7 protein-coding genes are annotated in these 6,044 nt (G+C 60.1%); 5 read left to right on the forward strand and 2 right to left on the reverse strand.

From position 1 onward, the window contains the following. Positions 1-20 precede the first annotated feature (20 nt). Positions 21-944 carry an alpha/beta fold hydrolase gene (locus ACZ6WW_RS12560; RefSeq protein WP_465274487.1) on the forward strand — a complete coding sequence of 308 codons (924 nt, stop codon included), beginning with the start codon at positions 21-23 and terminating at the stop codon, positions 942-944. On the opposite strand, the gene ACZ6WW_RS12565 is transcribed toward ACZ6WW_RS12560, so the two are convergent. After that, a complete protein-coding gene (locus ACZ6WW_RS12565; RefSeq protein ID WP_281850821.1) occupies positions 914-1,264 on the reverse strand; it encodes a VOC family protein in 351 nt (116 codons plus the stop codon). The two genes, ACZ6WW_RS12560 and ACZ6WW_RS12565, sit on opposite strands and share 31 nt — an antisense overlap. A gap of 257 nt (positions 1,265-1,521) precedes the next feature. Further along, positions 1,522-2,058: a hypothetical protein gene (locus tag ACZ6WW_RS12570; RefSeq protein ID WP_465274488.1), complete on the reverse strand. Its 537-nt coding sequence runs from the start codon at positions 2,056-2,058 to the stop codon at positions 1,522-1,524. Between the two features lie 137 nt (positions 2,059-2,195). Between ACZ6WW_RS12570 and ACZ6WW_RS12575 the strand changes: the two genes are divergently transcribed. The 4 genes from ACZ6WW_RS12575 to ACZ6WW_RS12590 all read left to right on the forward strand — a co-directional run bounded on the left by ACZ6WW_RS12575 (position 2,196) and on the right by ACZ6WW_RS12590 (position 5,664). Then, positions 2,196-2,801, forward strand: a complete 606-nt coding sequence (locus ACZ6WW_RS12575) for a TetR/AcrR family transcriptional regulator (RefSeq protein ID WP_465274489.1) — start codon at positions 2,196-2,198, stop codon at positions 2,799-2,801. Positions 2,802-2,826: 25 nt separating this feature from the next. Beyond that, entirely contained in the window at positions 2,827-3,345 is a 519-nt protein-coding gene (locus tag ACZ6WW_RS12580) for a cytochrome P460 family protein (RefSeq protein ID WP_465274490.1), read from the forward strand. 80 nt (positions 3,346-3,425) lie between these two features. Further along, the gene (locus ACZ6WW_RS12585; RefSeq protein WP_465274491.1) at positions 3,426-3,893 is read left to right on the forward strand and encodes a GNAT family N-acetyltransferase; all 468 of its coding nucleotides are present in this window, start codon (positions 3,426-3,428) and stop codon (positions 3,891-3,893) included. A gap of 199 nt (positions 3,894-4,092) precedes the next feature. Continuing rightward, on the forward strand, positions 4,093-5,664 hold the full coding sequence (locus ACZ6WW_RS12590; protein ID WP_465274492.1) for a glycoside hydrolase family 30 protein: 1,572 nt from the start codon (positions 4,093-4,095) through the stop codon (positions 5,662-5,664). Positions 5,665-6,044: the final 380 nt, after the last annotated feature.

Here is a 6,044-nt window from a genome sequence, read left to right on the forward strand (position 1 = left end):
TGGCCAGCTTGCCCGCAAATTTGATCGACAGCAACGAGACGGGTCGTGCCGCATTAGTTAAAGTCATCGGCTTGTCTGGCCTGACGATACGGGCCATCTTCGAGCGGAGCTTTTCAGTGACGATCTGGATGACCGGCGTTTGCAAAACAAACGGCATCGATATCCATTACATGAGAACCGGCGGGTCGAAGCCCCCTTTGGTTTTGCTCCATGGACTGACTGGCAACGGTGCTTGCTGGCGCCCTTTGGCGCGTGCACTCGAAGATGAGTACGACGTAGTGATGCCCGATGCCAGGGGGCATGGGGGTTCAAGCACGCCGCTCCATGGCTATCGCTACGAGGACTATGCAAGCGACGTCGTCGGGCTTATTCATGAGCTCGGGCTGGTCGATCCATTTTTGCTGGGGCATTCGATGGGCGGTATGACCGCGGCCGTCGTGGCGAGCCAAAGCGCGGTGGCCACTCGCGGTGTCGTCCTTGCCGACCCTACGTTTCTGCACCCTGAGCGCCAGCGCGAAGTCCATGAGAGCGATGTCGTCGAACAGCATCGCCAGCTTCTCAGTGCGGACAAGGTCGATCTACTGGCGCAAGCGCGGGCTCGACACCCGCGCCGTCGGCCCGACGTCGTCGAACTTGTTGTCGAGGCGAGGTTGAAAACTCGAACCGCCGCATTTGACGTGCTCACGCCGCCCAACCCTGAGTACCGTCAGTTAATGAGCAGTTTGAGTGTCCCGATCCTGCTGATCGTCGGGGATAACGGCGCCGTTGTTTCCATGGAAACGGCAAGAGAACTGCAGGGCCTGAACCCGCGCGTCCAGGTCGAGCAGATACAAGATGCCGGCCATGGGCTTGCGTATGACCAACCCGAGCGCTTTGAAAGAGCGGTCAGATCGTTCCTTCGATCGGTGGTGGTTCAAGCCTCAGACCAGACCGCCAATTCGTAGCCATCGGCATCGGTGAAATGGAAGCGTCGCCCGCCCGGGAAGTCGAAGGTGGGACGGACAATGCGGCCACCGGCCGCTTCGATGCCTGCCTGCGTTGAATCGAGATCGTTCGAGTACAGGACGACGAGCGCGCCACCTGGCTGCGGTGTGCCATGGTAAAAGCCGCCCGTGAGTCGGCCGTCGCGAAACTCGCAGTAATCGGGGCCGTAATCCTGGAATGTCCAGTTGAACGCTTGGCCATAAAAGGCTTTTGCGGCCTCGATGGAAGCGACTGCAAATTCGAGGTAATCGATGCGGTGATGTTGATCGGCGCGGGACATGACGGGCTCGGGAAGAGAGGCGAGGCGTCATTGTTATCTATTGCACGGCGCGTTGCATGCTGTGCTCCATGATTCTTCAGGAGATATCTGACACCTTTCCTGTCCGTCATTCCGGCGAAGGCCGGAATCCATTCCTCAACGCCGATGCTCGCCACATGCTGCCTGACATACGAGGACTGAGGAATGGATTCCGGCCTGCGCCGGAATGACGATGATTGTGAGGTTCTCAAGGCTTCAGCCGCGAGCCACTCGTTTACTCACTGAGCAGGCGCAACGCGGCTCTTCCTGAAAGTAAGCCAAAGCCCCGACAACAGGAAATACACGCCACCGAACGCCGCATACGGTGCAAGCTGAGCGATACCTGGCGCGACATGAAAAGCCTGGATGCAGAACACGACACCGGCCAAGGCCGACTGTGCGCCGCTGATCATCATGAAAACCTGGCCGCCGAGCTTGCGGCGCCGGATGCCGACCGCCAGCTGAAAGAGCCCCGCCAGCAGCGCCCAGATGCCGAACACCAGCACGCCGCCCGCGTTACCGCGCAGGGTGACGGCGATCGCCATGCACACCGCGGTGATCACGCTCGTGAGCGCATTGAATTTCTGCCCAGGGTTGGCTTGAAGACCGCCGTTGCGTCGAGCGTCGATGACGTTGGCTACGGCATCCCACAGCGGGTAAAGCACCAGCAATACGCCCGCCACGGGCATCGGCGCGGAAGCAGACAGGAAGGCGAGCGCGACCCAGACGAAGGCGACACCGGCGCGCAGAAAGTAGAAGTTTCGAAGTGAGTTCATGGGGAGGTATCCGTAAGAGTGGCATCAACCTACTAGTAGGTAGATACTCATGTCAACTAAATCCTACCGACACGTCAGAATTAACGGACCGAGAAGGGCCCCTGCACCACTACCTACCAAGTGGTAGGATTGCACCCATGACGACCCAGCAAAAACTCATCGACTCGGCCAGGCACCTCATCCAGACCCGGGGCTACAACGGCTTCAGCTATGCCGATGTCGCCGAAGAGGTGCAGGTACGCAAGGCCAGCATCCATCACCACTTCCCGGCGAAGTCCGACCTGGCTCATGCGGTGATCGAACAGTCCCGCGCGGTGATCGTCGAGCAGACGCGCATGCTGGCGGGCGGCGCCTTCGATCCGGATGAGCAATTGCGCATGTACACCGGCTACTGGGAAAAGTGCATCGCGGATGCGTCGGCACCGTTCTGCGTGGCGGGGATGCTCGCCAGCGAACTGCCCACGTTGCCCAGCGACCTCGCCAATGACGTGCGCGCGCACTTCCGCGACCTGTCGAACTGGTTGGAGATCGTCTTCACGCGGGGCGCGCAGATGGGCCGCTTCGAGCTGCAAGGCTCGGCCCGTCAGGAGGCAGAAGTATTTATGGCGATGGTCTACGGCGCCATGCTCGCCGCGCGTGCCTATGGCGATCCGCAAGTCTTTGCCGACATCGTTGCGAACGGGTTGAACAGGCTCGCGCCGTCGGGTAAGAACAAAAGCGGTGCATCTCGCGCACGTCGATGATATCGATCAAGGGGAAGGGCAGTTCATGAAACGTATCCAGGCCATCGTTGTGACCACTATCGCCGCGATAAGCCTCGGCGGCGCCATGCTCTCGTGGGCAGCAGACGAAAGTTACGACAGCACCTCGGTCTTCGGAGGCAATCTCCCCTCCGGATATCGCGACTGGAAGCTGATCTCCGTAGCTCACGAAGAAGGCAAGCTCAACGACATCCGCGCCATTCTCGGCAACGACATTGCCGTCAAAGCCTATCGCGAAGGAAAACTGCCCTTCCCGGACGGCGCCATCATTGCCCGCATCGCATGGAGCTATGTGCCGTCGGAGGAAAATAATCGCGCCTTTGGCCGCGCCCAGTCATTCGTCGCGGGCACCCCCACGAACGTCCAGTTCATGGTCAAGAATTCGCACGACTATGCGTCGACCGGTGGCTGGGGCTACACGCAGTTCAGCGGCGGCAAGTCCACGCATGTGGATGTCCAGGCTTGCTATGGCTGCCATGTGCCGGTGAAGGATCGCGACTTTCTCTTTACGCGTTATTCGCCTTGAAGAATTGCCATCACTGACGAGCGGATCTTGCCGATGCATCCCTTGCCGAAAAACGTGCAGCTTGCCACGAGGCGCCGCGCATGATCATTTCCGATGGCGACCTGGACGACCTGCGCGTCATTGACCTGCTTGGCTTCCATCTTCGAAGCATGCAGGGAAACTCTCCCCCGGGAAGCGTATATGCGCTGGATCTGTCCGGCTTGAAGCGCCCGGACATCTCGTTTTTCACCGCATGGGACGGCGAACAGCTGCTTGGCTGCGGCGCGCTGCGGGAGCTTTTCCCGGCGCATGGCGAGATCAAGTCGATGCGCACGGCGCCGCAGCATTTGCGCAGGGGCGTCGCTGCCGCGCTGCTTGACCATATGCTCGGTATCGCGACCGAACGTGGCTATGAGAGGCTCAGCCTGGAGACGGGTTCGGGCGAAGCGTTTGATCCTGCGATCGCCATGTATCGGCGCTTTGGTTTCGCCAAGGGCGATGCCTTCGGCGACTACGTCACCAGCGACTTCAACCAGTTCTTTCATCTGGCGCTGCCGCCCCTGGCCTGAACGGCTATTCGAGGCATTCATCAAGGCCGAAGCGGAGTCAAGTTCGCTATGCTGCAACCGTGGCGCCGTGGTCGCTGCCAGGGGCGGGAAGAGCGAGTCCGGCCTGCTTCGAAAATCGACACCGTTATCCGTTCTGACGAGCCAAGGAACGTTGTGATCCAAGTGAACCGCCTCATGGACAAAGAGCTTCGCACGCGCCATGGATGAACAGGAGGCGGGTTCCAGTCGGATCACCATCGCGCTTATCGTCGGCCTTTTGCTGGTCACCTTGGCGGCACTCTATCCCTTGCCTTCCAGGCGCCTGGCGGCAGCGCCCAAGGTTGCCCTTCCGGCTCGGCCCATGATGCCCATGGTCGAGCTGTGGGTGAGCACGGCCGATCGCCGATTGAAACTGATGCAGCAGCCCGACATCGAAATGAGCGCACGCGGCTCGTCGGACGCCGACGTGGTTATCGATGTCCACAAGACGTATCAGGCCATGGTGGGGTTTGGAGCGGCGATGACGGATTCGTCCGCGTGGCTGATCCAGAACAAGCTCAATGCATTTCAGCGCGATGCGCTGTTACACGAGCTGTATGGGCGTCCGCCCAATATCGACCTGAACATGATGCGCCTGACCATCGGTGCCTCGGATTTCTCGCTGAAGCCTTACACCTTGGACGATGTCCCCGCTGGTCAGACCGACCTGCAGCTCGAGCACTTCAATGTCACACCGAATCTGCTCGACGTGATACCGACAGTGCGCCAGGTGCTTTCCATCGACCCGCAGCTGCACATCGTCGCGACATCATGGAGCGCGCCGGCGTGGATGAAGAGCAACGAGAACCTGATCGGCGGCTCGTTGCTAGAGCAGTACGAAAGCGTCTACGCGGACTATCTGGTCAAGTACATCGACACTTACCGTAGCCACGGGATCCCGATCTTTGCGCTGACCTTGCAGAATGAACCCGCCTTCGTGCCGCTCACCTACCCCGGCATGGGCATGACGGCGGAGCAGCGGACGCGTCTGATCGCGCAATACGTCGGCCCCAGGCTGGCAAGCCGCAAGCCGGCGACACGCATCATGGAATGGGACCACAACTGGAGCCATCCCGAGCAGCCATCGAGCGTGTTGTCCGACCCGGACGCCGCGCGTTACATCGACAGCGTCGCCTGGCATTGCTATGAGGGCAGCCCCTATGCTCAGAGCCGGCTGCATCGTGCGTTTCCTCAAAAAGATACCTATATCACCGAGTGTTCCGGCGGCGATTGGGCGTCGAGCGTCCATGGTGAACTGCTGTGGTTTTCGCGCGATCTGTTGATCGCCGGGATCAGGCAATGGGCCCGTGGTGTCATCTACTGGAACTTGGCGCTCGACGAGAATTACGGCCCGCATTTTGGCGGCTGCGCCACCTGCAAAGGCATGGTGACCATCGACTCGCGTACCGGAGCGGTGAGCCGCAACGACTATTATTACGCGATAGCGCACTTCAGCCGCTTTGTTTTACCCGGCGCCCTGCGAGTGAGGTCCACCGAAACCGACAAGGGCATCGCCAATGTGGCGTTCCAGAATACGGTCGATGGCTCGATCGTGCTGGTGCTGGTGAACAGCAACAAGGAAGCGCACCCCATGTCTGTCGCGGACGACAACTACCGCTTCGAGTACACGGTGCCAGCGCAAAGCGTGGTGACCTTCGTGTGGAGTCCGGATCAGGGCATCGCCGTGATCCGGCGTGCGCTTTGGTGGCTGAAGGGAAGACAGCGGCCAGATGATGCTGATGGAGTGAACTAGACGGATTGATGTCATTGGAGCGACGGTTCAGGCCCGCCGTTAATGAACTCGATCAGCGTATGACGGCAAGGGGATGGGCCGTGCATTCTGCTTGAGCTGCAGAATGAAGTTCGCCTGTCAAGCAAAAAATATTTTTGCCGACCCCTAAACTATTTCGTCGATCCCGGGATTAAGTCTCTTATAGGGGGCGTCACAGGGGCGCCCCCCGCATAAGTTTGCGGAGAGCGTTTCATGGTCGCAGTGGTATCGGGTAACGGGCTGGGTCTGGGCAACACGTCGTTGACGCAGCTGGGCCAGTCGCAAGGCGGCGCGGCGAGCCTGGGGCAGGCGGGCGGTGGGGCGTACGTCAACACGGCCAGCGGCAACCTGATCCTGCAAAA

Source organism: Dyella sp. NPDC103356, assembly GCF_055584465.1.

Coding starts and splice junctions, on each gene's coding strand:
- ACZ6WW_RS12565 (WP_281850821.1), bottom strand. CDS start 1,264: ATGTCCCGCGCCGATCAACATCACCGCATCGATTACCTCGAATTTGCA.
- ACZ6WW_RS12570 (WP_465274488.1), bottom strand. CDS start 2,058: ATGAACTCACTTCGAAACTTCTACTTTCTGCGCGCCGGTGTCGCCTTC.
- ACZ6WW_RS12575 (WP_465274489.1), top strand. CDS start 2,196: ATGACGACCCAGCAAAAACTCATCGACTCGGCCAGGCACCTCATCCAG.
- ACZ6WW_RS12580 (WP_465274490.1), top strand. CDS start 2,827: ATGAAACGTATCCAGGCCATCGTTGTGACCACTATCGCCGCGATAAGC.
- ACZ6WW_RS12585 (WP_465274491.1), top strand. CDS start 3,426: ATGATCATTTCCGATGGCGACCTGGACGACCTGCGCGTCATTGACCTG.
- ACZ6WW_RS12590 (WP_465274492.1), top strand. CDS start 4,093: ATGGATGAACAGGAGGCGGGTTCCAGTCGGATCACCATCGCGCTTATC.